The sequence below is a fragment of the Pseudomonas furukawaii genome, assembly GCF_002355475.1.
GTDB classification, from domain to species: Bacteria; Pseudomonadota; Gammaproteobacteria; order Pseudomonadales; family Pseudomonadaceae; genus Metapseudomonas; species Metapseudomonas furukawaii.
The window spans coordinates 3,922,835-3,943,757 of the sequence record NZ_AP014862.1 but is presented as its reverse complement, the minus strand read 5'-3'; the positions used below and the strand labels follow the sequence as shown (position 1 = coordinate 3,943,757).

Below are 20,923 nucleotides of genomic sequence, written 5' to 3'. Positions count from 1 at the left end.
GAGGCACACCATGTACGCCATCAGCGACAGCGATGCCTACCCCAGCGAGCGCGAAGCGGTGCAGCGCCTGGCGCCGCAGCCGCGCACCATCCGCGACACCGGGCTGGCGGACAACTTCCTGGGCGACCTGGTCTGCAAGCACCTGCACGACGCCGGCGTACTCGACCTTCCGCACCTGGTGGAGCGCCTGGCGCTGACCGGGGCGGTGCTGGAGGAAATCCTCGCCTTCCTGCGCAAGGACGGCCGTATCGAGGTGCTGGGCCAGGCTGGTGGCCAGGCCCTGCGTTATGGGCTCACCGAACGCGGTCGCAGTTCCGCCCGCGATGCCCTGGCGCGTAGCGGGTACATTGGCGCGGCGCCCTTTCCGATCAGCGCCTACCGCTCCCTGCTGAAACTCCAGACCATCCACCACGGACGCATCACCGCCCGCGACATGCGCACGGCGTTTCACGGCGTGGTGCTGGCCGAGGCCATGCTGGACCAGCTGGGCGTGGCGATGAACTCGGGGCGCGCCATCATGATCTACGGGCCGGCGGGCACGGGTAAGACCTATATCAGCAGCCGCCTGATCCGCCTCTTCGCCGAGGCCATCTGGGTGCCCTATGCCATCGCCATCAACGAGGCGGTGGTGGAGATCTACGACCCCCAGGTGCACCAGCGTCTCGACGACCGGCCCGATGCGAACAAGCTCCTGCTGGACGAGGGCATCGACCGGCGCCTGCTCTGCTGCAAGCGGCCTATCGTCATCACCGGCGGCGAACTCGGCATGGAGCAGCTGGATATCCGCTATGACCCCTTCAGTCGGCTGTACCAGGCGCCCCTGCAACTGAAGGCCAGCAACGGCCTGTTCATCATCGACGACATGGGACGCCAGCGCATGGCGCCGGCCGAGCTGCTGAACCGCTGGATCGTGCCCATGGAGGAGAAGCGCGATTTCCTCAATCTGGGCGGCGGGCGTCATTGCGAGCTTCCTTTCGACCTGGTCCTGGTGTTCTCCACCAACCTCAATCCGCTGGAGCTGGCCGACGAGGCCTTCCTTCGGCGCATCGGCTACAAGCTGCATTTCAACTACCTGCAGCCGGAGGAGTACGGGCGCATCTGGCGCCAGGAGTGCGAACGGCTCGGCCTCGCCTTCGACCCCGTCCTGCTGCGCTATGTGCTGCAGGGCCTCTACGAACTCCAGGGCATGCCGCTGGTGCCCTGTCACCCCCGGGACCTGCTGGGGATGGCGCTGGACCACCAGCGTTACCTCGACGGCTCCGGCCCGCTGTCGCCCCAGGACCTGGAGTGGGCCTGGCACAACTACTTCGTCCAGCTCGACTTCCTTGGCTGAGGAGAGACCGACATGAGCGCAAGAACCCTCACCCTCGTCGCCCTGTCCCTGTTCCTGGGCCTGGGCGCCGCCTGGATGGCCAACAACTGGCTGAGCGCCAAGCTCAATGCCAGCCCCGACGACAACCTGCAGGCCGTAGTGGTGGCCACGGTGGAGATTCCCTTCGGGCAGATGATCGAGCCCCAGCAGGTGACCGTGGTGCGCATGCCCAAGGGCACGGTGCCGGACGACGCCTTCGCGGCCCCCGACCAGGTGGTGGGCAAGATCGCCACCTTCTCCATGCTTCGCGGCGACATCCTGCGCAGCGCGCGGGTGGCCGAGCACCTGGGGGGCAGCACCCTGGCCTCGCTGATCGCCGCCGACAAGCGCGCCGTTTCGGTGCGCGTCGACGATGTGGTCGGGGTGGCCGGATTCCTGTTGCCGGGCAACCGGGTCGATGTGCTGGCCACGCGCAAATCCGGCGGCGCTGACGGTGCCGAATCCCGGACCATCCTCCAGGACCTGCGGGTGCTGGCCGTCGACCAGACCGCCAGCACCGACAAGACCCAGCCGGTGGTGGTACGGGCGGTCACCCTGGAGATGACACCCAAGGAAGCCGAAGTCCTGGTCAAGGCCATGAGCGAGGGGCGCCTGCAACTGGCCCTGCGCAATCCCCTGGATGACCAGAAGAAGCCTGAAGCCAAGGTCGCCGCGGCGGCGACGCCGACGCCTGCCGCGCCCGCGCCGGTCGCACCGAGGCCCATCGTGCGCCGCGGCAATGGCGAGTACGGCGTGATCATCATCCGCGGCACCGACGTGAAAGTCGCCAAGGCCCAGCTGTAGGGCACGCCTGCCGCCAACCGGCGCGACGCTGGCCAGGGCTGTGACCCGTCACATGAGGAGAGGGTTATGCAAAACATTCGGAAGGTTGGAACCCTGGCAGTACTCCTGCTGGCCTGGACCCTGCAGACGCCCCCCCTGGAGGCGGCGCAGCCCCCGGTGACGGCCGCGCCGATGCCGACCGCCAGTACCGGCCGGATCCAGGTCCCCCTCTACAAGGCGCGGATACTCACCACCCGCGCGCCGGTCAAGCGCATTTCCGTCGGCAACCCGGAGGTGGCGGACCTGTTGATGACCAGCCCGACCCAGCTCTACCTGCTGGGCCGTTCCCTCGGCAGCACCAACGTGCTGCTCTGGGACAACAGCAATCGCCTGATCGACAGCCTCGACCTGGATGTGGTGCATGACCTGGGCGGGCTCAAGGAGAAGCTGCACCAGCTGATGCCCAACGAACGCATCGAGGTCTTCAGCTCCCAGGGCTCCCTGGTGCTGCGCGGCCAGGTCAGCAGCGCCGCGGTCATGGATACCGCCATCAAGGTCGCCAAGTCCTACGCCGCGCAGAGCGCCAGCGTCGTCCAGGGTGAAGGCGAGCAGGCCCAGGCGGCGCCCACCCAGGCCCTGGATGTGATCAACCTGCTCAGCGTCGGCGGCACCCAGCAGGTGATGCTGGAGGTGAAGGTGGCGGAGATGCAGCGCAACCTGTTCAAGAGCCTGGATGTGCGCTTCAACGCCCTGGACTTCGGCTCCTCCGGCCGCTGGTCCACCGGTGGCTTCAACAATGGCTCCGGGCTGGGCTTCGATGAGGACGGCAATGTCAATCCGACCACGCTGTTCGGCAGTGGCAAGGGCTTCCTCGCCCAGTTCCTCTCGGATGAGTTCCTCTTCAACGTGGTGCTGGAGGCCGCCAAGGACAACGGTTCGGCCAAGGTCCTGGCCGAGCCCACGCTGACCACCCTGAGCGGGCAGCAGGCGGAGTTCATCTCCGGTGGCGAGTTTCCGGTGCCCATCACCGAGGACGATGGCATCACCATCGAGTTCAAGGAATTCGGCGTCGGCGTGAAGTTCATGCCCGTGGTGCTGGACGAGGGGCGCATCAACCTCAACCTCAACGTCTCGGTCAGCGAGCTCTCCAATGCCAACGCCCTGGCCCTGGACACCGGGCTGGAGAGCATCCTCGGCGAGGGCGTCACCCAGGTGATCCCCTCGCTGACCAAGCGCAGCGCGCAATCCACGGTGGAGCTGGGCAATGGCCAGACCATCGCCATCGCCGGCCTGATCAGCGAGAACACCCGGGATTTCGTCAGCAAGTTCCCCGGGCTCGGCGACCTGCCGGTGCTCGGTCACCTGTTCCGCAGCCAGCAGTTCCAGAATGGCGAGACCGAGCTGGTGATCCTGGTCACGCCGCACCTGGCCAAGCCCATCGATGCCAAGGCCGTGCGGCTGCCCACCGAGCGGTTCGTCGAGCCCAGCGACCTGGACTTCTACCTGCTGGGCAAGACCAAGGGACGCGAGCCCGGCAGGGCGGTTCCCGTCAGCCTCGGCGTCAGCGAAGGCCGCTTCGGCCATGACCTTCAGTAACCGGAGACCGCCCCATGAAATTCATCCTGATTCCCTGGCTTCCCCTGATCCTACTCACCGGTTGCATGACCTACGAAGAGGGGCGAGTGGGAAGCCTGGGTTCCACGGTGTACCAGACCCACTACCAGCAGATCGCCGACAAGGAGCGGGCGGCCAATCCGGGGACGGAAGTCTCCGCGTCGGGCGGCGATGGTCCGCTGACCGAGCGGACCCTGGAGGCCTATCGCGGCAAGACCGGCGACGCCCAGCAGGTGGGCCAGCCCATCCAGATCAATATCGGCAACTGAGGTATCGGCCATGGGCCTTCCCATCCGCGGTTCCATTTCGGCGATGCCCCGGCGGCAGCGTGGGGCGGTGCTGGTGCTGGTGACGGTCGCCCTGCTGGCCATCCTCGCCATGGGCGCCCTGGCGATGGATGGCGGGCATCTGCTGCTGAACAAGGCACGCCTGCAGAACGCCGTGGATGCCGCGGCGCTCAGTGGCGCCAAGACCCTGAGCAAGGCCCTGGACGATCCCGACGCCTACCTCGCCGCGGCCGCCGATGCCCGCCAGACCTTCGAGAACAACGCCCTGGCTGCGGGCAATTCGGAACTGTCCGTGGCCATGACGGCGGCTGGTGGCAAGAACGGCTTCGTGGTCGTGGAGTTCTCCGCCAGTGTCTATGGCGCCTTCGTCCCGACGCCCGCGCCCGGCAGCGATGTCCGCTATGTCCGGGTGTCCGTGCCCGACTTCCCCCTGACGGGTTTTCTCTGGGGCGTTCTCCAGGCCCTGGGTGACGGGGCGGCGCCGGACAAGGCGGTGGCCGCCATCGCCACGGCGGGACCCAGCCCGACAGCGGCGCCCTGCGACCTGTCTCCGCTGGTGGTCTGTGGCGTAGAGCAGGCCGGCACTTACCACGGCTACCAGTTCGGTGACCTGGAGGTGCTGAAGACCGCGGCGAATGACGAGAGCCTTGCCAATGGCAACTACCAACTGCTGGATTTCGGCAATGGCGCCAAGACTGTGGGCGAGTTGCTGGCCGGGGGCGGCACCCTCTGCCCTGAGGTCGGCGAGAAGGTTCCCACCAAGCCGGGCAATACCGTTGGCCAGGCCATCTCTGGCCTGAATACGCGCATGAACGAGTACGACGGCAGCTTCAAGAACACCGAGGACGACTACCCGCCGGACCTGGTGGTGGGTTACGACAAGGTGGGCAAGGACCCGGCCCTGAGCCTGGATGCCAATGGCGTCATCGTCCATGGCGCGAGCAAGAAGTCCGCAGGGGTTCCGGTCTCCGCCGATTCGAACGGCAACCTCTCCTACACGGATCCCGCCACCTCCGCGACCGTCCCGTTGCTGGACTACAACGACTGGAAGGACGCCTCCAGCGCCTGTCTCCAGGGCCAGGGCTCCTGCACCGATGGCGGCGTCTTCGAGCGGCGCATCCTCAAGATCGTGGTGGGTGACTGCACCGGCCTCAAGGGGGGCGCCACCCAGGTGCCCGTGCTCGGCTTCGGCTGTTTCTTCCTGGTGCAGCCGGGCATCCACACTGGTGGGGACGCGCAGATCTTCGGCCAGTTCGTCGAAGAGTGCGAGGGCGACGGCGTGGCCGGCCCGACCCCGGAGGACGACCAGGGCCCGATGATCATCCAGCTGTACAAGACCTTTTTGGAGAACGGCTCGACCCCCAGCAAGGACTCATAGGAGAAGGCTCATGAAAGGGTGCGCGTTTCATCAGCCCAGGGGGCAACGGGGTGTCGCGATGGTGGAGTTCGCCATCGCGCTGCCGCTCCTCTTGCTGATGCTGCTGGCCATCGGCGAGTTCGGCCGCATGCTTTATCAATACAACAGCCTGCTGCAGGCCAGCCGTGACGCGGGCCGCTATGTGGCGGGGAAGGCCTGGGACCGTACCCTGGGCAAGATCGTCCTGGTGGATCAGCAGCAGGACAAGGACCTGGTCAGCGAAGCCCGAAACATCGCGGTCTACGGCATTCCCGGCGTTACCGACGATAGCCAGCCCGTGGTGGCCGGGCTCGAGACCGGTGACGTGTCCGTCACCGAGTTCGATGCCGAGCATGTCCAGGTGAGCATCACCTTCGCCTTTCAGCCCCTGCTCGGCGACGGCATTCCGGCCCTTGTGGGCGACGAGATCGACCTGAACCTGAACCTGGTGGCCACCACCGTGATGAGGGCGCTGTGATGAACGCCAGGTCCATGCGCGGGGTCTTCGTCGTCGAATTCGCCATTGTCGGCCTAATGCTGTTCGTGCTGCTGTTCGGCGTGCTGGAAATGGGCCGGCTGTTCTTCACGGTGAATGCGCTCAACGAGGCGGCGCGCCGGGGCGCCCGGCTGGCCGCCGTGTGCGACATACAGGATGTGCATATCCTCCATCGGGCCATCTTCAACGAGGCGGGTGAGACCGGGGAGAGCTCGCTGATCGGCAATCTCCAGCCGTCCCAACTGGTGCTGGCCTACTTCGACGCCGAAGGCGCGGCTGTCGCGAGTCCGAATGACCTCACCAGCCCCACGGGCTTCCGTGCCATTCGCTTCGTGCAGTTGCGGGTGGTGGGGTTCACCTTCGACCTGCTGATTCCCACCTTTTCTTCAACCATCACCCTGCCTGTCTTCCAGTCGACCCTACCGAGGGAAAGCCTCGGCCGGCATGCCGAAGGGCCGCAAGGATCGGACAAGCCCAGCTTACCGGGGGTTACACCATGCTGACCGCCAGAGAACACTCGCCTGGCCCCGTGCCCGGCAAGCAGGCATCGCGGCTGCTGATCAGCAGCCGCGATGCGGCCGCGCTGCGCCATCTGCAGGGGTGCTGCCAGCGGCAGCCGGGGCTGGTGGTGAGCACCCGCCTGGTCACCAACGGTCATACCGACCCGCTCTATGGGCTGGAGCAGATGCCCGATTTCCTGTTGCTGCGGGTCAGTCATCTATGGCGCGAGGAACTGGCGGCGCTGCTCCAGCGCCCGGCGAAGGAGCGCCCGCCATTGCTGGTCTGTGGTCCGCTGGACGACCGGGAGGGCGTGCGCCTGGCGATGCAGGCGGGCGCCCGGGACTTCCTGCCGGAGCCGGTCTCCGAGGCGGAGCTGCGCACCGCGCTGTCCCGGATGATGACGGAGTGCCACGCGGGTGGCGCCGCCGGTGGCAAGCTGATTGCCGTGATCAATGCCAAGGGCGGTTCGGGCGCCACGCTGCTGGCCTGCAACCTGGCCCACCAGCTCAGCAACCGGGGCGGCACCCTGCTGCTGGACCTGGACCTGCAATTCGGCAGCGTGGCGCATTACCTGGATGTGCATCCCAGCCACAGCCATCTCGAGGTCATGCAGCAGGTCGATGAGCTGGATGGCGTCGCCTTGCGTGGCTTCTGCAGCCACTTCAGCCCGGACCTGCATGTGCTGGGCGGTCGCGCCGGCGAACTGTGCCTGACCCAGGACGTGCGACTCGAACAGCTCGAAGCGCTGTTGCGGCTGGCGCGCGACACCTACGACTGGGTGGTGGCGGATCTTCCCAGGCAGATCGACCATCTCACCGGCATCACCCTGGAGCAGGCCGACCGGGTGTACATCGTCGTCCAGCAAAGCCTCAGTCACCTGAAGGATGCCGCCCGCCTGGTGCGGATCCTGCGGGATGACCTGGGTGTGCAGGGCAATCGCATCCAGGTGGTGGTCAACCGTTACAACAAGGCGGCCCCGGTGAGCCTCAAGGACATTGCCGAGGCGCTGCGTTGCGTCGAACTGCAGAAGCTGCCCAACGACTATGCCGCCGTAACGGAAAGCCAGAACACCGGCGTGCCGCTGGTCCTCCACGCGCCACGCTCCCAGGTGGCCCTGGCCCTGCGTGAGCTGAGCCAGGACCTCCTGGGGATCGAAGACGCCAGGCAGGGGTTGTTGAAACGCACCATCGGCAGATTGTTCAGGGGGTAGATCATGCTCAGTGAATTTCGCAACCGGCTGCGCCAGCCTTCCGCCCGGAAGGCCTCCGCCAGCGTTCCGGATACCGAAGCCGAAGGCGCCGAGAGCCCGCTGATGGCCTGGGAAGTCTGCGCCCCGGACACCCTGTACGAGACCCGCACCCAGCTGAATCCGGTGGAGGCGGAGTGGCGCGAGAAGATTTACCAGCAACTGTTGAAGGTCATGGACCTTTCGCTATTGGATTCCCTGGAGCCGGCCGAGGCGACCCGGCAGATCCGCGACATCTGCCTGCGGCTGCTGGAGGAGCACTCGGCACCCCTGAGTACCGGGGTCCGCCAACTGGTGATCAAGCAGATCACCGATGAGGTCCTGGGCCTCGGCCCCCTGGAGCCGCTGCTGATGGATCACAGCGTGTCCGACATCCTGGTCAATGGCCACGGCTCGGTGTACGTCGAGCGCCATGGCAAGTTGCAGCGCACCGATGTGCGATTTCGCGACGACCAGCACCTGCTGAACATCATCGACCGTATCGTCTCCAGCCTGGGGCGTCGTATCGACGAGTCCTCGCCTCTGGTGGATGCCCGGTTGAAGGACGGTTCGCGGGTCAACGCGATCATCCCGCCGCTGGCCATCGATGGCCCCAGCCTGTCCATTCGCCGCTTCGCCGTCGACCTGCTGAGCGCTGAAAGCCTGGCCCAGATGGGGACCCTGACGCCGGCCATCGCCCTGGTGCTCAAGGCGATAGTGCGCGGCCGGCTGAACGTGCTGGTGTCCGGCGGTACCGGGACCGGCAAGACCACCATGCTCAACGTGCTGTCCAGCTTCATCCCCCATAACGAGCGCATCGTCACCATCGAGGATTCGGCGGAGCTGCAGCTGCAGCAGCCCCACGTGGTGCGCCTGGAGACCCGGCCGGCGAACATCGAGGGGCGGGGCGAGGTGAACCAGCGGGAGCTGGTACGCAACAGCCTGCGGATGCGCCCGGACCGCATCGTGATCGGTGAAGTGCGGGGCGCCGAAGCCCTGGACATGCTCACGGCGATGAACACTGGCCACGATGGCTCGCTCACCACCATCCACGCCAACACCGCACGGGATGCCCTGGGGCGGATCGAGAACATGGTGTCCATGACCGGCGCTACCTTCCCCATCAAGGCCCTGCGCCAGCAGATCGCCTCGGCCATCGATGTGGTGATCCAGCTGGAGCGCCAGGAAGACGGCAGGCGGCGCCTCGTCAGCGTGCAGGAAATCAACGGCATGGAGGGCGACATCATCACCATGACGGAGATCTTCGCCTTCGAGCGCCGGGGCATCGGCGAGCAGGGCGAGGTCCTGGGGGACTTCCGTCCCAGCGGCATGGTCCCGCATTTTCGCGATGTGCTGGCCAAGCGCGGCATCGAGTTGCCGTTGAACCTGTTCCGGCCGGAATGGATGGAGGGCTGACGCCATGGGGCAGATTCCTTCGGAGTTCATCCTGGCATTCCTCGGGATGGTGTTCGTGGCCGTGTTCCTGCTCAGTCAGGGATTGGTGGTTCCGGTGTTCGGCGAAGCCAGCAAGGTGCGCAAGCGCATCCGCGCGCGGCTCGGCTTGCTGGAACACGCCAGCAACCTGCCGAACATGCAGACGGTGTTGCGGCAGAAGTACCTCAAGCGCCTGTCGCCGCTGGAGGCCAGCCTGGAGCAGCTGCCCTTGATGGAGCGCCTGGCGCAGATGATCGAGCAGGCCGGACATGAGTTCCGTGCCTATCGGGTTGTGCTGCTCGGGCTGGTGCTGGCGATCGTCGTTGCCGCGGTGGCCTGGTTCCTGCTGAAGCTCTGGTGGGTGGCGCTGGTCCTGGCGGTGCTGGTGTTCTGGGTTCCGGTCCTCAAGATCGCCAGCGATCGGAACGCCCGCTTCGCCGCGTTCGAGGAAGGCCTGCCGGATGCCCTGGACGCCATGTGCCGTGCGCTGCGAGCCGGGCACCCGTTCAACGAGACCCTGCGCCTGGTGGCCGAAGAGCACCAGGGGCCGGTGGCCCAGGAGTTCGGCCTGACCTTCGCCGATATCAACTACGGCAACGATACGCGCCGGGCCATGCTCGGGCTGCTGGAGCGGATGCCCAGCATGACGGTGATGATGCTGGTGACCTCGGTGCTGATCCAGCGGGAGTCCGGCGGCAACCTGACCGAGGTGCTGGAGCGCCTGAGCAGCCTGATTCGCGGACGTTTCCGCTTCCAGCGCAAGGTCAAGACCCTATCGGCGGAGGGGCGGATGTCGGCCTGGGTGCTGGTGGCGGTTCCCTTTGTTCTGGCTGTGGTAATCATGGTGACGTCACCTCAATACATGCCAGTGCTGGTCAATCACCCTCTTGGGCAAAAACTTATCCTGTTCGCATTCGCCGCGATGCTGGCCGGGATCTTCTGGATCCGCCGGATCATTCGCATCCAGGTCTGAGTCGCGCATTGGAGTGGAGGATCACCTCATGGACTATCTGCTTGGACTGATCAGTGGTGCGGTGGGTGACGAACAGCTGGCGCGGATGATCTTTCTCTCGGCCATCGCCATGAGCGCGATGCTGGCGGTGGCCACCATCGGCCTCCTGGCATTCGGGCTGCAGAGTCCCGTGCAGCGGCGCCTTGCCTTGATCAAGCGGGGCCACGGCTCGGACTCGAACATCCGTCCCGTCGGAAACCTCCAGTTGCTGCTGGAACGGGTGGGACAGCGAATGGCGCCCGAGGAAAACGCCAAGTCTTCCGAAACCCGGATGCTGCTCATTCATGCGGGGTACCGCTCGCCATCGGCGGTGCAGGTGTACTGGGCCGTGCGCCTGTTGCTGCCCCTGATTCTGCTGGCGCTGGCGGTACTCGCCCTGCCGTTGTTGCCGAAGTCCGGCATGACCTTGAGCCTGCTGCTGGCGGCGGGGGCCGTGGGCGTTGGTTGGCTGGCTCCGGCGATCATCGTCGAGAAGCGCAAGGAAGCACGGATGACACGGCTGCGCACCGCCTTTCCGGATGCCCTGGACCTGATGGTCGTGTGCGTGGAGTCCGGGCTGGCCTTGCCCCAGGCCATCGAGCGGGTGGCCGAGGAGATGGCGGTGAGCCATTCGGAGCTGGCTGAGGAGCTGGCGCTGGTGAACGCCGAGGTGCGTGCCGGCATCCCCGCCGCCCAGGCGCTGAAGAACCTGGCCGACCGCACCGGGCTGGAGGACCTGCGTGGCCTGGTGAGCCTGCTGTCGCAAAGCATCCGCTTCGGCACCAGCGTGGCCGACACCCTGCGCATCTACGCCGAGGAGTTTCGCGACCGGCGGACCCAGGCAGCCGAGGAACGGGCTGCCAAGATCGGGACCAAACTGGTCTTCCCGCTAATCTTCTGCCTATGGCCAAGCTTCTTCCTGGTGGCCATCGGCCCCGCACTCATTGGGGTACTCAAAGCCTTCGGGAAGCTGTGACATGAACAGAACAAGTCTGCTGACGGCCATGATGGTCGTGTTGTCGGGGTGCCAGAACATGGGGCCGGAAAAGGCCGGCGGGATCCAGTCGATCTACCGCGGCGACAACTCCGTGCTCTACCAGGTCCAGACTCAACTCGATTCGCCGGACCAGGCCATGCGCTTCGCCGCACGGTCCTACCAGGCCGGAGACCTGGATCAGGCGTTATTTCAGTACCTGCGTGTGATTGAGCTCGACCCCAAGCGATATGAGGCGCTGGTGTGGGTGGGACGCATCCATCGTGAGCGGGGCAATCACCAGTTGGCCGAGATGGCGTTCATGGATGTGCTGGCCAGCGATCCCGATAACCTCGGCGCCCTGGGCGAAATGGGCTTGCTGCAACTGGCCGTGCGAAATCAGGAGAAGGCCCGGGAATACCTCCAGCGCGCCGTCGGTGAGGACCAGCGCCGACTCGGTGGTGATCCTAAGGTGAGCCTGGCCGATGCGGCCGGGATCAGGGTGGATGGCGATTCGCCTGTGCGGGTCTACAACGGCCTGGGCGTGCTCTTGGACCTTCGCGAGGAATTTCCTGCCGCGGAAGCCTTCTACCGCCTGGCCATGCAGATCGAGCCCCGTTCACCCCTGGTGCAGAACAGCCTGGGCTACTCCTATTACCTGGCCGGGCACTGGGTCGAGGCGGAAAGCGCCTACAAGCGCGGCATAGGCTACGAACCCGGTTACCAGCCGCTGTGGCGCAACTACGGTCTGTTGCTGGCTCGCATGGGACGCTACGAAGAGGCGATATCCGCCTTCGAGCAGGTGGAAAAACGTGCCGAGGCAAGCAACGACGTGGGCTACATCTGCCTGGTGGAGGGCAAGCTGGACGAGGCTGAGCAGTTCTTCCGCAGTGCCATCGAACAGTCGCCCGCCCACTACGAAACGGCCTGGGAGAATCTCAACCGGGTTCAGCAGATTCGCAGATTGCGCGGCTTGGGCGGGCGCACGATAGTCGCAGAACCGGTGGCCGCGGTGCCGGGGACGGAGGTGTTTCCGGTCGCCCTTCCCTAGGGCGGAGAGAGGGCAGGCCCTGGGCCTGCCCCGGTTGCGTCACTTGTTGACCGCGTCGGTCAGGACCTTGGCCGGTACGAACTTGACCACTTTCTTCGCGGCGATCTCGATGGCCTTGCCGGTCTGCGGGTTGCGGCCGGTGCGGGCGGGACGCTCGCCCACCTTCAGCTTGCCGATGCCGGGCAGGGTGATCTCATCACTGTTTTCCAGGGTGTCGCTGACGATCTCGCCGAGCTGGTCCAGGATCGCGCGTACGGCAGCCTTGGTGTTGTCGGTGGCTTCGGCGATGTCGGTGATCAGCTGGTCTTTGGTGATTGCCATGGTGTAGCTCCATTCAGTGAGTGTCTGGCTTTTGGCCTGGCCGGGCTTGCCGGCCCTGGTGTGACAAGCGGCGTGCCCGGAAGTGCGGCACGCCTCGAACGCCGCAGGGAAGCTAGCACAAAAGGCTGTGTGAGCCGCCACGCGCCCATTGCGGTCGCGTCGATATGCCGCAACCGTCCATCGCCCTTATCGCCGCCATCGACGGGGAGCGGGGCAGGGGGAGCCCAGCCCGGAGCAGAGCACCCAGGCCAGTCGGCACCTGTCCGAACTTTCCAGTGGCCTGGCCCAGCTGCTGGGGCGTTTCCTCGCCTGATTCGCAAGTGCTTGTAAGGAAACCGTTTTTAGCGGTTGTAAGTTGGCAAAGAGCCGGTACAATGGCGCGGCTCGTCGATCTGGCGAGCCGCGTGATGGTGGCCCTGCCGGTCCCCCCGCAATGATCAGCCGTAAACCCGGTCAGGCCCGGAAGGGAGCAGCCGTAGCGGTGAAATCGTGTGCCGGGGTGTGGCTGGTGGGGTCACCTCCAATTCCTAAGCCCTTAACTCTAAAGGGCTTTTCTCGCAAAGAATCGAAGAGTGGAACAGCATTGTGAGCAATCGCGATGGTGCTGTGCTTGTGCGTTTTTTGAGCGATTTGTAGGCGGCGGTCCCTGTTGAGGAGGTCCGCCGCCGATAGGGGTGAGAGGCTGCGAGGATCAGAAGACGCGTTCGACGACGCTGTCCAGTTCCTTGAGTGATTTGCGCAGATCCGCGGGAATGCTTCCGGCCCGTGAGGCCAGGTCGAGGCGGATTTCCTCGAGGTTCTGCACGAAGACGCCCTGGTCCTCCAGTTGCGGCTGGGTCATGACACGGCTGTAGACGGTGGCGTCGCTTTCATCCAGCAGGGCCAGGACGATGCTGCCGTCGGGGCGTGGCGAGCTGAAACGGGCGCGCAACGGGTTGAAAAGTCGTTCGACGAGGCGCTGGTTGGCGAGTTCCATATCCAATCTCCTTCCTGAGGGTGAACGGCCTGTGACAGCTGGATTCCCGAAGGGTTCAATCCGGCAGAGCGATGCGCTTGATGGCCCTGGGGCGGGTGCGGCGCATGACGTGAGCATCCTTATCAGGGCGATCTCTGGCAGAGCGTGGTTTCTGCCGGCACCGGCCCTCTTTCTAGTGGCCCATTGCCTGGATGGGGCTGGCGCTTCAGAATCGCGCCCCGTTCAACTCGGGCGGCGTGTTTGGTAATGCGCAGTTCGGGGCCTACCCGTTAAGCCACATGGATTTCTCCCCAGATGAATGCCGCCAGCCAAAGTCTTTCCCATTCGTCGCTGGCCTATAGGCCGGACGTCGATGGCCTCAGGGCTGTCGCAATCATTTCCGTGGTGCTCTATCACGCGTTCCCCTTCCTGCTGCCGGGCGGGTTCGTTGGGGTCGATGTGTTCTTCGTGATCTCCGGCTTTCTCATATCCAGCATCATATTCAAGGAGCTCGAAGTTGGTCGGTTCAGCTTCGCCGATTTTTATCGCAGGCGGATCCGGCGCATCTTTCCTGCGCTGATCCTGGTTCTCTGTGTCTGCTATGCGATCGGCTGGTTCACGCTGATGGCGACCGACTTCAAGATGCTGGGCAAGCATTTGGCAGGTGGTATGGGGTTCGCCCAGAACATCGTGCTCTATCGCGAGGCTGGCTACTTCGACACGGCCTCCGAGCTCAAGCCGCTGCTGCATCTATGGTCGCTTGGTGTGGAGGAGCAGTTCTACATACTCTTTCCCGTGATCGCCTGGGGAGTATGGCGTTGGCGCGGAGCCTTGCTACCTGTCGTGCTGGGGCTGGGGGTCATCTCCTTTGTGGCAGGCGTGCAGAAGCTCCCGAGTAACGCATCGGCTGCCTTCTATGTGCCGCAGTACCGCTTCTGGGAAATCCTGGCCGGAAGCCTGGTGGCCTATTGGTCGGTCTTTCATCCTGTAGCCGTGACCCGGTTGCGCCAATGCACTGCTCTGCGCGAGGCACTGGCGCTACTGGGCTTTGTGCTCATGGGCATCGCGCTGTTCGTCATCCATGAAGCCCGGTCATTCCCTGGCTACTGGGCGCTCCTGCCGGTGGCAGGCGCGAGCCTGCTGATCGCTGCGGGCGCCGAATCCAGGCTCAATCGGGTACTGCTTGCCAGCCGGCTGATGGTGTGGGTCGGGCTGATCAGCTACCCGCTCTATCTGTGGCACTGGGTAGTGATCACCTACATCCGCATCATCGGGGCTGATGCGTTGACGATCGTCAGCGGTACGGTCGCCATCGTTCTCAGTGTGCTGCTGGCGTTCCTGACCTATCGATTCGTCGAGCTCCCGTTCCGACGCGCTCGCTCCAGTCTGCCGAAGACCGCCATCCTTGTTTCGTTGGGGGCAATGGTGGCAGCGGTCGGAATGCTGTCCTTCATCAAGAGCGGCCTGCCTTTCCGTCCCGGCTTGGCAGATAAGGTCAAGGCCCGCGAGACCTATGCACAGTACTTCGAGAACTCGTTGCCGGAGTGGGCCTATTTCTCCAGGGCGGGGATCTTCGACGCCTATCGTATGGAATGCGACTTCTTCGACCTTGAAAGCTACCGCGCAGGCCACAAGTCCGAGGAGCCGCGCGCGCGCATCGATGCCGGCTGCTATGTGCCGGATACGGCTACCAAGGTGATGATCTGGGGGGACTCCCACGCACAGCAGTTCTATTACGGATTGCGGCAGGTGCTACCGGATTCGGTGTCGATCTTGCAAGTGGCCAGCTCTGGCTGCGCAGCGAATTTTCCAGGGCGGGCTCAGGACGGTAAAGCCTATTGCGACAGGTCCAACCAGTTCGCGCTGGAGGTGATCGACAAAGAGCAGCCGGCGGTGCTGGTTATCGCCCAGGCCTACGGGCACGACAGCATCAACAGCTTCGTGGAGCTCGCCAGAACCGCTAGGCGCGCAGGGGTTAAGCGCGTAATCGTCGTCGGGCCTGTGCCTCATTACGAACCATTTCTCTATCAGATCGTGATCCGCAAACATTGGAACGACACTCCGCGGCGCATCAAGGACAACCTGATCCAGACGTTCAGCGAGCTTGACGAGCGGCTGGAGCGCAAGTACTCGGACGGGGCTGGCGGCTTCGAGTACCTCTCGGCGATGCGTCATTTCTGCAACGGCGAGGGCTGTTTGATCTATCTGGGTGATGACCGTCGTACGGGATTGGTGACTTATGACTATGGTCACCTGACCCCGCCCGCTTCTCTGGACTTCGCTGAGCAGGCGCTGGGCCCGCGGGTGATGGCGAACCTGGAACTGCAATAGCGTGATCGCTCCTCAGCGATAGCGCGCCAGGATCGCCTCGATCTCGCCTGAAGTCTTCATCTGTTGCAAGGCGCGGAGGATGCGTTGCGTCGGCAGGTCCGGGTCATCACGGACCAGGCACGCGACGGGCGTTTCCTCCAGGATGCCGACGGCTGTCAGCTGGTCGCTATCCGGATGGTTGCGATTGAACCAGTTCAGCGCCTGTTCGTTGCTGATCGCGTATTGATAGCGCCCGGCGAGCAGCTTCTGCAGCACCAGGTCCTGGTTGCGGGCCTCGTCGCGTCGCACGGCGCCGCGATCGATCAGTGGTTGCAGGCGGGGGTAGGAGTAGCCCAGCACAGTGCCGACCTGCTCGCCCGAGAGCGCTTCCGGGGTCGGGAGCGGCGCTTCGCCCCTGCGGGCGACGATCAGGTCTCGATGCAGAAAGAGGGGGACGCTCCAGAGGAAGCGCTGGTGGTCGCTGATCCAGGCCGGGCTGACGTAGCAACGGACATCGATGCTGCCTTGCCGTGCCGCCAGTTCCACGCGATTGCGCGGCAGAACCTGGACGCTGGCATCCAGACCGAGTCGTTGCGAGAGCCGCTGGATGATGTCGTTGAGGATGCCGCCCTTCAGTTGGCTGTCGTGAAAGTCGGCAAGGGGCATGGTCCAGCTGTCCACCGCGGAGAATTTCAGGGTGGCGGGGGCAGCGCCGGTCAGGGCGCTCCAGCAGAGCAGCAGGGCGAGGACAAATGAGCGCATCGGGCTCCCTCGTCGCGGTTGGGCGGCGTGCCACAATGCACCTTGTCGGGCGGATTGAACAGCGCCCTGTTCGCATCGGATGCAATTTGCCTATCGCTCCGCTAGCATTAGCTCCTTCTGTTTTCCAGACGCGACGGATTTCAATGAGTTATCAGGTTCTTGCACGTAAATGGCGTCCGCGCTCGTTCCGCGAAATGGTCGGCCAGACCCATGTGCTGAAGGCCTTGATCAATGCCCTGGATAACCAGCGCCTGCACCATGCCTACCTGTTCACCGGTACCCGTGGCGTGGGCAAGACCACCATCGCGCGTATCCTCGCCAAGTGCCTGAACTGTGAGACCGGCATCAGCTCGACGCCATGCGGCCAATGCTCGGTGTGCCGGGAGATCGACGAGGGGCGCTTCGTCGACCTGATCGAGGTGGACGCCGCCAGCCGCACCAAGGTGGAAGACACCCGGGAGCTGCTGGACAACGTGCAGTACGCCCCCTCGCGTGGTCGTTACAAGGTCTACCTGATCGACGAAGTGCACATGCTCTCCACGCACTCGTTCAACGCCCTGCTCAAGACCCTCGAAGAGCCGCCGCCCCACGTCAAGTTCCTGCTCGCGACCACCGATCCGCAGAAGCTGCCGGTCACCATCCTTTCCCGTTGCCTGCAGTTCTCCCTGAAGAACATGCCGCCGGAGCGCGTGGTCGAGCACCTGACCCATGTGCTGGGTGCCGAGAACGTGCCTTTCGAGACCGACGCCCTCTGGTTGCTGGGGCGTGCCGCCGATGGTTCCATGCGCGACGCCATGAGCCTGACCGACCAGGCCATTGCCTTCGGTGAGGGCAAGGTGCTCGCGGCCGACGTGCGTGCGATGCTCGGCACCCTCGATCATGGCCAGGTCTACGGCGTGCTCCATGCGCTGCTGCAGGGCGATGCCCGTGCGCTGCTGGAGGCCGTGCGCCATCTGGCCGAGCAGGGGCCGGACTGGAACGGCGTGCTGTCGGAAATGCTCAATGTGTTGCACCGCGTGGCCATCGCCCAGGTGCTGCCGGATGCCGTCGACAATGGCCAGGGGGATCGCGAGCGCGTCCTGGCGCTGGCCGAGGCCCTGCCCGGCGAGGATGTGCAGTTCTACTACCAGATGGGGTTGATCGGTCGTCGTGACCTGCCTCTGGCGCCCGACCCCCGTAGCGGCTTCGAGATGGTGCTGCTGCGCATGCTGGCGTTCCGCCCGGCCGATGCCGAGGGGACGCCGAGGGTCCAGCTAAAGGACCCGGGGATCAGCCAGGCCACGGCTGATCCCCGGTCGAATCCGGTGGCCGGAGCCGCCCCGTTGGCTCCGACTGCCATTCCCGCTCCGCAGCCCGTCGTGGTTGACAGGGTTCCCGCGTCCGCTCCGGTGGTGTCCGCCCCCATCGTCGCTCCGGTCGCCGAACCCGCTCCGGCTGCCGTGGAGGCTTCCGTCGCCCAGGTCGAAGCGCTGCCCGTTGCGGAGCCCGTTGCGCCCGCACCCGTGGTCGAGCCTGTCGCCGAGCCCGAGCCCGAGCCCGAGCCCGAGCCGTCATCGCCGGCGATTGTCGAGGCGGACGATGACGAGCCGCCACCGGGCGACTACGACGATTACTGCGCCTCCGATGCCGATGGCATGGCCTATCTGGACGACTTCGCCTCCGCCGAGGAACCGGCGGCCGAGCCGGACGTCATGCCGGCCGCGCAGCCGGCCACCGGACTGGCCGCCGAATGGCTGGACCTGTTTCCGCGCCTGGGCCTTTCCGGCATGACGGGGAACATCGGCGCCAATTGCACCCTGGTGTCGGTGGAAGACGACGTCTGGCGCCTGCACCTGGACCCGGCGCAAAGTGCGCTGTTCAACGCGACCCAGCAGCGGCGCCTGAACGATGCCCTGAACCAGCACCTTGGACGGACGCTCAAGCTGGACGTGGAGGTGCGTCGGCCCGAGCAGGAGACTCCGGCACAGGCTGCCGCGCGTAAACGTGCCGCTCGTCAGCAGCAGGCTGTCGATGCCATTGCCAGCGATCCGCTGGTGCTGAAAATGATCGAACTGTTCGGCGCCCAGGTGCGTGCCGACACCATTGAACCCCTTGACCGCTGAGGACAATCACCATGATGAAAGGTGGCATGGCAGGCCTGATGAAGCAGGCCCAGCAAATGCAGGAAAAGATGCAGAAGATGCAGGAAGAGCTGGCCAACGCCGAAGTCACCGGCCAGTCCGGCGCAGGCCTGGTGAGCGTGGTGATGAACGGTCGCCATGACGTCAAGCGCGTCAGCCTGGATGACAGCCTGATGCAGGAGGAGAAGGAAATCCTCGAGGACCTGATCGCCGCGGCGGTGAATGATGCCGTGCGCAAGATCGAGCAGAACAACCAGGAGAAGATGGCGGGCATGACTGCCGGCATGCAACTCCCCCCCGGCTTCAAGATGCCGTTCTGATCCGGTTTCCTCTCCCGGTCGGGGAGAGTGGATCCGTCTCCCTCGCCTGATTCATGGCGAGGGACGTTGGCGGCCAGGCGCCGCTTTTTTGTGGGTGCGATCCGGCCCCGGACCCATTTGATTGTGAGAAATCCATGAGCTTCAGCCCGCTGATCCGCCAATTGATCGACGCCCTGCGCATCCTGCCCGGTGTAGGACAGAAGACGGCGCAACGCATGGCGCTGCAGTTGCTGGAGCGGGATCGCAGCGGAGGGTTGCGCCTCGCCCAGGCGTTGACCGCGGCCATGGAAGGCGTCGGACATTGCCAACGGTGCCGTACCCTCAGCGAGGAGGCGCTCTGTCCCCAGTGCGCCGATCCGCGTCGGGACGACTCCCTGCTCTGCGTGGTGGAAGGACCGCTGGACGTGTTCGCGGTGGAGCAGACCGGCTACCGGGGCCGCTTCTTCGTGCTCAAGGGGCACTTGTCGCCCCTGGACGGACTGGGGCCGGAGGCCATCGGCATTCCGGAGCTCATGGAGCGCATCGAGGCGGGCAGTTTCAGCGAAGTCATCCTCGCGACCAACCCCACGGTGGAAGGGGAGGCCACGGCGCACTACATCGCACAGCTGCTGGCGCCCCGGTCCATCGCCGTCACCCGGATCGCTCACGGTGTGCCGCTCGGCGGCGAGCTGGAGTTGGTGGATGGCGGCACCCTGGCCCACGCCCTGGCAGGACGGCGCCCCATCGGTCTCTGAGCTGCGCGGGTCCATCGGCCGATACGACCTCGTCGATGTCGCAAGTCTCACCTTGAAAACCAAGCAAGCGCTCGGTAAGTTCTTTCGATCTTACCGGGGAGCCCTGCCATGTCTGCGTACCAGGAGTACTTCGACGAGTCCCACCAGCTGGTGCGGGACTCCGTGCGTCGCTTCGTCGAGCGGGAAATCCTGCCCCACATCGATGAATGGGAAGAAGCCGAGTCCTTCCCACGCGAGCTCTATCTCAAGGCGGGCGCGGCCGGCATCCTCGGCATCGGCTACCCCGAGGGCCTCGGCGGCAGCCACGAAGGCGACCTGTTCGCCAAGGTGGCGGCCAGCGAAGAGCTGATGCGCTGTGGCTCCGGTGGCCTGGTAGCCGGGCTGGGCTCCCTGGATATCGGCCTGCCGCCGGTCATCAAGTGGGGCCGGCCGGAGCTGCGCGAGCGTGTCGTACCCCAGGTGCTTTCTGGCGAGAAGATCATCGCCCTGGCCGTGACCGAACCCTCCGGCGGCTCCGATGTGGCCAGCCTGCGCACCCGCGCCGTTCGGGACGGCGATCACTATCGCGTCAGCGGCAGCAAGACCTTCATCACCAGCGGTGTTCGGGCCGACTACTACACCGTGGCGGTGCGAACCGGCGGCGAGGGCTTCGGTGGCGTGAGCCTGCTGCTGGTGGAAAAGGACGCGCCGGGGTTCAGTGTCGGTCGCACGCTGAAGAAGATGGGCTGGTGGGCGTCGGACACCGCCGAGCTGTTCTTCGATGACTGCCTGGTGCCGGCGACCCACCTGATCGGCATGGAGAACATGGGGTTCGCCTGCATCATGGCCAATTTCCAGAGCGAGCGACTGGCCCTGGCCATCATGGCCAACATGACCGCCCAGCTGGCGCTGGAGGAATCCATGGCCTGGGCGCGCGAGCGTGAGGCCTTCGGCAAGCCCATCGGCAAGTTCCAGGTGCAGAAGCACCGCCTGGCCGAGATGGCCACCCAATTGGAGGTGTCGCGGGAGTTTACCTACCGCCAGGCAGCGAAGATGGCTGCCGGCAAAAGTGTGATCAAGGAGATCTCCATGGCCAAGAACTTCGCCACCGACGTCGCCGACCGCCTCACCCATGATGCGGTCCAGATCCTCGGCGGCATGGGTTACATGCGCGAGAGCCTGGTGGAGCGCCTCTATCGCGACGCCCGCATCCTGTCCATCGGCGGCGGCACGCGGGAAATCATGAACGAGATCATCGCCAAGCAGATGGGGCTCTGACGCGGGCCCCATCGCCTCGTTGTGGCGCCCTGAAAAAAGAAG

20 protein-coding genes and 1 other RNA gene are annotated in these 20,923 nt (G+C 65.1%); 18 read left to right on the top strand and 3 right to left on the bottom strand.

All coding sequences use genetic code 11. From position 1 onward, the window contains the following. Positions 1-10 precede the first annotated feature (10 nt). The 12 genes from KF707C_RS18340 (at position 11) to KF707C_RS18285 (ending at position 12,102) form a co-directional block, all read left to right on the top strand. Positions 11-1,333 (top strand): hypothetical protein, encoded by a 1,323-nt coding sequence (locus KF707C_RS18340; protein WP_003447855.1) that lies wholly within the window; start codon positions 11-13, stop codon positions 1,331-1,333. A 12-nt stretch (positions 1,334-1,345) separates the two neighbouring features. Then, on the top strand, positions 1,346-2,155 hold the full coding sequence (gene cpaB / locus KF707C_RS18335) for a Flp pilus assembly protein CpaB (protein ID WP_003447853.1): 810 nt from the start codon (positions 1,346-1,348) through the stop codon (positions 2,153-2,155). A gap of 66 nt (positions 2,156-2,221) precedes the next feature. Beyond that, positions 2,222-3,730, top strand: coding sequence for a type II and III secretion system protein family protein (locus tag KF707C_RS18330; RefSeq protein ID WP_003447851.1), 1,509 nt, complete (start codon positions 2,222-2,224; stop codon positions 3,728-3,730). Positions 3,731-3,744: 14 nt separating this feature from the next. After that, on the top strand, positions 3,745-4,017 hold the full coding sequence (locus KF707C_RS18325; protein ID WP_003447849.1) for a hypothetical protein: 273 nt from the start codon (positions 3,745-3,747) through the stop codon (positions 4,015-4,017). Positions 4,018-4,027: 10 nt separating this feature from the next. After that, the gene (locus KF707C_RS18320; protein WP_003447847.1) at positions 4,028-5,413 is read left to right on the top strand and encodes a pilus assembly protein TadG-related protein; all 1,386 of its coding nucleotides are present in this window, start codon (positions 4,028-4,030) and stop codon (positions 5,411-5,413) included. Between the two features lie 10 nt (positions 5,414-5,423). Beyond that, a complete protein-coding gene (locus KF707C_RS18315) occupies positions 5,424-5,909 on the top strand; it encodes a TadE/TadG family type IV pilus assembly protein (protein WP_036990663.1) in 486 nt (161 codons plus the stop codon). Next, a complete protein-coding gene (locus KF707C_RS18310) occupies positions 5,909-6,430 on the top strand; it encodes a TadE/TadG family type IV pilus assembly protein (RefSeq protein ID WP_003447844.1) in 522 nt (173 codons plus the stop codon). Before KF707C_RS18315 ends, KF707C_RS18310 begins: the two co-directional genes overlap by 1 nt. Then, positions 6,424-7,638 (top strand): AAA family ATPase, encoded by a 1,215-nt coding sequence (locus tag KF707C_RS18305; RefSeq protein WP_036990660.1) that lies wholly within the window; start codon positions 6,424-6,426, stop codon positions 7,636-7,638. Before KF707C_RS18310 ends, KF707C_RS18305 begins: the two co-directional genes overlap by 7 nt. Positions 7,639-7,641: 3 nt before the next feature. Then, positions 7,642-9,069: a CpaF family protein gene (locus tag KF707C_RS18300; RefSeq protein ID WP_003447839.1), complete on the top strand. Its 1,428-nt coding sequence runs from the start codon at positions 7,642-7,644 to the stop codon at positions 9,067-9,069. Positions 9,070-9,073: 4 nt separating this feature from the next. Further along, complete coding sequence (locus KF707C_RS18295; RefSeq protein WP_003447838.1) at positions 9,074-10,060, top strand: type II secretion system F family protein; 987 nt, start codon at positions 9,074-9,076, stop codon at positions 10,058-10,060. A gap of 28 nt (positions 10,061-10,088) precedes the next feature. Continuing rightward, positions 10,089-11,054, top strand: coding sequence for a type II secretion system F family protein (locus KF707C_RS18290; protein WP_003447837.1), 966 nt, complete (start codon positions 10,089-10,091; stop codon positions 11,052-11,054). A gap of 1 nt (position 11,055) precedes the next feature. After that, positions 11,056-12,102, top strand: a complete 1,047-nt coding sequence (locus KF707C_RS18285; RefSeq protein WP_003447836.1) for a tetratricopeptide repeat protein — start codon at positions 11,056-11,058, stop codon at positions 12,100-12,102. A gap of 39 nt (positions 12,103-12,141) precedes the next feature. On the opposite strand, the gene KF707C_RS18280 is transcribed toward KF707C_RS18285, so the two are convergent. Next, positions 12,142-12,564: an HU family DNA-binding protein gene (locus KF707C_RS18280; protein WP_256586778.1), complete on the bottom strand. Its 423-nt coding sequence runs from the start codon at positions 12,562-12,564 to the stop codon at positions 12,142-12,144. A gap of 276 nt (positions 12,565-12,840) precedes the next feature. Between KF707C_RS18280 and ffs the strand changes: the two genes are divergently transcribed. Continuing rightward, positions 12,841-12,937: signal recognition particle sRNA small type (ffs, locus tag KF707C_RS18275), an RNA gene on the top strand. Positions 12,938-13,114: 177 nt separating this feature from the next. On the opposite strand, the gene KF707C_RS18270 is transcribed toward ffs, so the two are convergent. Beyond that, positions 13,115-13,399 carry a DUF3509 domain-containing protein gene (locus KF707C_RS18270; RefSeq protein WP_003447834.1) on the bottom strand — a complete coding sequence of 95 codons (285 nt, stop codon included), beginning with the start codon at positions 13,397-13,399 and terminating at the stop codon, positions 13,115-13,117. 294 nt (positions 13,400-13,693) lie between these two features. Here KF707C_RS18270 and KF707C_RS18265 point away from each other — a divergent pair, with 294 nt between their 5' ends. Beyond that, on the top strand, positions 13,694-15,709 hold the full coding sequence (locus KF707C_RS18265) for an acyltransferase family protein (protein WP_003447833.1): 2,016 nt from the start codon (positions 13,694-13,696) through the stop codon (positions 15,707-15,709). Positions 15,710-15,721: 12 nt separating this feature from the next. On the opposite strand, the gene KF707C_RS18260 is transcribed toward KF707C_RS18265, so the two are convergent. Beyond that, positions 15,722-16,450, bottom strand: a complete 729-nt coding sequence (locus KF707C_RS18260) for a substrate-binding periplasmic protein (RefSeq protein ID WP_003447832.1) — start codon at positions 16,448-16,450, stop codon at positions 15,722-15,724. 143 nt (positions 16,451-16,593) lie between these two features. Between KF707C_RS18260 and dnaX the strand changes: the two genes are divergently transcribed. The 4 genes from dnaX (at position 16,594) to KF707C_RS18240 (ending at position 20,881) form a co-directional block, all read left to right on the top strand. Then, a complete protein-coding gene (gene dnaX, locus KF707C_RS18255) occupies positions 16,594-18,552 on the top strand; it encodes a DNA polymerase III subunit gamma/tau (protein ID WP_003447830.1) in 1,959 nt (652 codons plus the stop codon). Between the two features lie 11 nt (positions 18,553-18,563). Then, positions 18,564-18,890: a YbaB/EbfC family nucleoid-associated protein gene (locus tag KF707C_RS18250; RefSeq protein WP_003447828.1), complete on the top strand. Its 327-nt coding sequence runs from the start codon at positions 18,564-18,566 to the stop codon at positions 18,888-18,890. Between the two features lie 134 nt (positions 18,891-19,024). Next, the gene (recR, locus tag KF707C_RS18245; RefSeq protein ID WP_003447826.1) at positions 19,025-19,624 is read left to right on the top strand and encodes a recombination mediator RecR; all 600 of its coding nucleotides are present in this window, start codon (positions 19,025-19,027) and stop codon (positions 19,622-19,624) included. Positions 19,625-19,732: 108 nt separating this feature from the next. Continuing rightward, entirely contained in the window at positions 19,733-20,881 is a 1,149-nt protein-coding gene (locus KF707C_RS18240) for an acyl-CoA dehydrogenase family protein (protein WP_003447824.1), read from the top strand. Positions 20,882-20,923: the final 42 nt, after the last annotated feature.

What these genes read in the sequence shown, in the direction of transcription:
- KF707C_RS18340 (WP_003447855.1), top strand. Translation starts at nt 11, where the DNA reads ATGTACGCCATCAGCGACAGCGATGCCTACCCCAGCGAGCGCGAAGCG.
- cpaB (WP_003447853.1), top strand. Translation starts at nt 1,346, where the DNA reads ATGAGCGCAAGAACCCTCACCCTCGTCGCCCTGTCCCTGTTCCTGGGC.
- KF707C_RS18330 (WP_003447851.1), top strand. Translation starts at nt 2,222, where the DNA reads ATGCAAAACATTCGGAAGGTTGGAACCCTGGCAGTACTCCTGCTGGCC.
- KF707C_RS18325 (WP_003447849.1), top strand. Translation starts at nt 3,745, where the DNA reads ATGAAATTCATCCTGATTCCCTGGCTTCCCCTGATCCTACTCACCGGT.
- KF707C_RS18320 (WP_003447847.1), top strand. Translation starts at nt 4,028, where the DNA reads ATGGGCCTTCCCATCCGCGGTTCCATTTCGGCGATGCCCCGGCGGCAG.
- KF707C_RS18315 (WP_036990663.1), top strand. Translation starts at nt 5,424, where the DNA reads ATGAAAGGGTGCGCGTTTCATCAGCCCAGGGGGCAACGGGGTGTCGCG.
- KF707C_RS18310 (WP_003447844.1), top strand. Translation starts at nt 5,909, where the DNA reads ATGAACGCCAGGTCCATGCGCGGGGTCTTCGTCGTCGAATTCGCCATT.
- KF707C_RS18305 (WP_036990660.1), top strand. Translation starts at nt 6,424, where the DNA reads ATGCTGACCGCCAGAGAACACTCGCCTGGCCCCGTGCCCGGCAAGCAG.
- KF707C_RS18300 (WP_003447839.1), top strand. Translation starts at nt 7,642, where the DNA reads ATGCTCAGTGAATTTCGCAACCGGCTGCGCCAGCCTTCCGCCCGGAAG.
- KF707C_RS18295 (WP_003447838.1), top strand. Translation starts at nt 9,074, where the DNA reads ATGGGGCAGATTCCTTCGGAGTTCATCCTGGCATTCCTCGGGATGGTG.
- KF707C_RS18290 (WP_003447837.1), top strand. Translation starts at nt 10,089, where the DNA reads ATGGACTATCTGCTTGGACTGATCAGTGGTGCGGTGGGTGACGAACAG.
- KF707C_RS18285 (WP_003447836.1), top strand. Translation starts at nt 11,056, where the DNA reads ATGAACAGAACAAGTCTGCTGACGGCCATGATGGTCGTGTTGTCGGGG.
- KF707C_RS18270 (WP_003447834.1), bottom strand. Translation starts at nt 13,399, where the DNA reads ATGGAACTCGCCAACCAGCGCCTCGTCGAACGACTTTTCAACCCGTTG.
- KF707C_RS18265 (WP_003447833.1), top strand. Translation starts at nt 13,694, where the DNA reads ATGAATGCCGCCAGCCAAAGTCTTTCCCATTCGTCGCTGGCCTATAGG.
- KF707C_RS18260 (WP_003447832.1), bottom strand. Translation starts at nt 16,450, where the DNA reads ATGCGCTCATTTGTCCTCGCCCTGCTGCTCTGCTGGAGCGCCCTGACC.
- dnaX (WP_003447830.1), top strand. Translation starts at nt 16,594, where the DNA reads ATGAGTTATCAGGTTCTTGCACGTAAATGGCGTCCGCGCTCGTTCCGC.
- KF707C_RS18250 (WP_003447828.1), top strand. Translation starts at nt 18,564, where the DNA reads ATGATGAAAGGTGGCATGGCAGGCCTGATGAAGCAGGCCCAGCAAATG.
- recR (WP_003447826.1), top strand. Translation starts at nt 19,025, where the DNA reads ATGAGCTTCAGCCCGCTGATCCGCCAATTGATCGACGCCCTGCGCATC.
- KF707C_RS18240 (WP_003447824.1), top strand. Translation starts at nt 19,733, where the DNA reads ATGTCTGCGTACCAGGAGTACTTCGACGAGTCCCACCAGCTGGTGCGG.